This is a genomic window from Longimonas sp., from assembly GCF_040409695.1.
GTDB lineage: Bacteria > Bacteroidota > Rhodothermia > Rhodothermales > Salinibacteraceae > Longimonas.
Genome location: NZ_JARWGJ010000047.1, coordinates 1 through 2,720 on the forward strand (window position 1 = coordinate 1; position 2,720 = coordinate 2,720).

The 2,720-nt window shown below is 65.5% G+C and carries 4 protein-coding genes; 2 read left to right on the forward strand and 2 right to left on the reverse strand.

Features of this window, described 5'->3' with window-relative positions:
• Both PPP56_RS02670 and PPP56_RS02675 read left to right on the forward strand, forming a co-directional pair.
• On the forward strand, positions 1–255 hold a 255-nt coding region (locus tag PPP56_RS02670), incomplete at its 5' end, for an alpha/beta fold hydrolase (protein ID WP_353562488.1).
• 128 nt (positions 256–383) lie between these two features.
• Positions 384–833, forward strand: coding sequence for a dCTP deaminase/dUTPase family protein (locus PPP56_RS02675; protein ID WP_353562489.1), 450 nt, complete (start codon positions 384–386; stop codon positions 831–833).
• 180 nt (positions 834–1,013) lie between these two features.
• On the opposite strand, the gene PPP56_RS02680 is transcribed toward PPP56_RS02675, so the two are convergent.
• Both PPP56_RS02680 and PPP56_RS02685 read right to left on the reverse strand, forming a co-directional pair.
• Entirely contained in the window at positions 1,014–1,808 is a 795-nt protein-coding gene (locus PPP56_RS02680) for a metal ABC transporter permease (RefSeq protein ID WP_353562490.1), read from the reverse strand.
• Complete coding sequence (locus PPP56_RS02685) at positions 1,801–2,562, reverse strand: metal ABC transporter ATP-binding protein (RefSeq protein ID WP_353562491.1); 762 nt, start codon at positions 2,560–2,562, stop codon at positions 1,801–1,803. The genes PPP56_RS02680 and PPP56_RS02685 overlap by 8 nt, the downstream gene beginning before the upstream one ends.
• Between the last annotated feature and the right edge of the window lie 158 nt (positions 2,563–2,720).

Genomic DNA, 2,720 nt, shown 5'->3' on the forward strand with positions numbered 1-2,720 from the left:
GCCCGTCTTGGGCGCGCCATCTTCGGGCGCGATAGCGTCCTGAGCGAGCTTGGCACCATCTCAACCCCTGTGCTCCTGGTAGCGGGCCCCGAGGACGAGGTCGTTCCCCTCGACAATGTGCGTGCCACCAACGATGCGCTGCCCAACAGCACGTTCGTGATCGCCCCAGGTAGTGGGCATAGCACCCCGGTTGAGCATCCCAACACCGCGCTTGATGCCATCCACCGCTTCTTTGAAGAGACCGGGGCCGCGTAGTCGGGCGCGTCATGCATTGGTATGCTGCATACGGGCGTGCTGTGGGGTCAACAACTGTTGCGGGAGTGCTGTATAATGGGGCGCTGTATAACAGCGTGTACTGAATCCCTCACAAACAGCGCTTTGCCATGCAACGCATTGCAGACATACAATCTCTTATCGACGGCATTGTGCACTGGGAGACCCAGCAGGCCCCCAACGGCGCAGACCTGACCGTAGACGAAGTCTTTCGCGTGACAGGTCCGGGACAGCTGGACTTTGGCGGAAGCGAGTTTGCCGAGGCGCCGCGCGAGCGCCTTGCCCCCACGAAAGCCGACCCCGACGACAGCTACGGCTGGTGGCGGCTCGACGAGGGGACGTACATCGTCCGCTACAACGAAACGCTGAAGTGTACCGAACACCAGCCTGCCCGGCTCACTCCGCTGCGCCGCCTCCTGCTGGCTGGGGCCGACCATGCTATCCGTGTGCTGAACGAGACCGAACGTCCCCTCGAAATGCTGCTGCGGGTAGGTGCGGGCGGCTGCGACCTGAAAGAAAATTGCCGGATCTCGCGCGTAGAGGTGTTCACGTCCGCATAGGACGACACGCGCACAGAACGGATGGGCTGCGCGTGAGGAGCCAGAAGCAGGTAGCGGCGCATCGTACGGCTGGGTGGGGCGTAGCGTAGCAGCAGGACGTGCAGGTCTGAGACAGGTGCCTGGAGCAGGCAGGACGGGCGCATCCTTCCAGCACTGATCGCCGCACAACATCCGGGCGATTTAGCTGCGCTGAAAGGCAAAGGCGATCGCGAAAAGCAGTGCCTGCACCAGAATAATGGCGGCGCCGCTGGGCCAGTCGAGATAGAACGAGAGGAAGAGTCCGCCCACGGCGGTGGTGGCGCCTACGGCCATGCCGGCGAGCGTCATGACGGCGAAGGAGCGGGCGTGTAGCCGGGCGGTGGCGGCCGGGATGACGAGGAAGGCGGCAACGAGGATGGCCCCTACGAGCTTGACGGCGGCTACGATCGTGATGGCGATGCAGGTAACGAGGATCAGGTCGTCGCGGCGTACAGGCACGCCGTCGGCGCGGGCGAGGGTGCGGTCGAAGGTGGCGTAGGCCCATCGGGGCCAGAGCGGAGCGAGGGCGGCGGTGCCAGCTGTGAGCACAAGCAGCGCGGCCACGTCGAACGACTCCACGGCGAGGATCGAGCCAAACAGGTAGGTAAAGGCGTCGGCGGTGTACTGCTGTCGATACGAGAGGAGCACCACGCCAAGGGCGATAGCTACGGCGAAGAGGATGCCGATGGCCGTGTCGTTGGTGAGCGCGCCGCGATCGCTGATCCAGGTGATGGCCCACCCTACGAGCATAGTAAAGGGCACGGCCACCCAGAGCGGCTCTGCGCCGAGCAGGAGTCCGAGTGCGACGCCCCCGAACGCGGCGTGTGAGAGGCCTACGCCCAGAAAGCTCATGCGGCGCTGCACCACGAACGCGCCGTAGTAGCTGGCCAGCAGGCCGAGGCAGACGCCCACGACAAGGGCGCGCTGCATGAATGGGTACTGAAGTGCTTCAATCATGAGCGGGGCCTCCTCCTTGCAGCATAGCGTGGGCGTGGCCGACGTGCCCGAAGGCTTCGCGTAGCGGATCGGCGCCAAGGGCCTCTTCGGGGGGGCCGTAGCTCACGCACCGCTTGTCGAGCAGCAGCACGCTGGTGGCGTGGTGGTAGGCCGCGTTCCAGTCGTGCGTCACCATCACGATAGTGGCGCCGTGCTGAGCCTGGTAGGCATCGAGCAGCTCGTAGAGATCGGCGGCGCCGGTGGCATCAACGCCGGTGGCGGGCTCGTCGAGCAAGAGCAGTTCAGGCTCGTGCACAAGACAGCGCGCCAGGTAGACTCGCTGCAGCTGCCCGCCCGAGAGGTCGCTGAGCAGCGCGTTTGCAAACGAGGCGGCCCCTACGGTGTCGAGCGCGGCACGGGCCCGCTCGGTGGCGCGCTGCGAGCGCCAGAACGGCCATCGGTGCGCGAGTCCGGAGCAGACCAGGTCGAGCGCTTCAGCGGGGAAGGTGCGGTCGAGCGTCTTCACCTGCGGCACATACCCGATGCGTGGCGCATCGCGCCCGGGCGCATGACCGAGGACCCGCACATGCCCCCCGGTCGGATTGATGAGTCCGAGCAGCACGTGCAGCAGCGTGGTCTTGCCGGCGCCATTGGGACCGACGACCGCGACGAACGACGCGGGGTCGACCGTGAGCGACACGTCGCGCAGGGCCGTCTGCGCCCCCCGCTGCACGGTCAGACGATCAATCTGAATGGGCGGAGGCGAGGCGGCCATAGAAGCGGAGGCCTGTTGCAGGGACGGGGAAGACGCGAGCGAGCTACGCAGGAAAGCTACGCAGGAAAGCTACGCAGGAAAGCTACGCAGGAAAGCTACGCAGGAAAGCTACGCAGGAAAGCTACGCAGTAAAGCTACGCAGGAAAGCTACGCAGTAA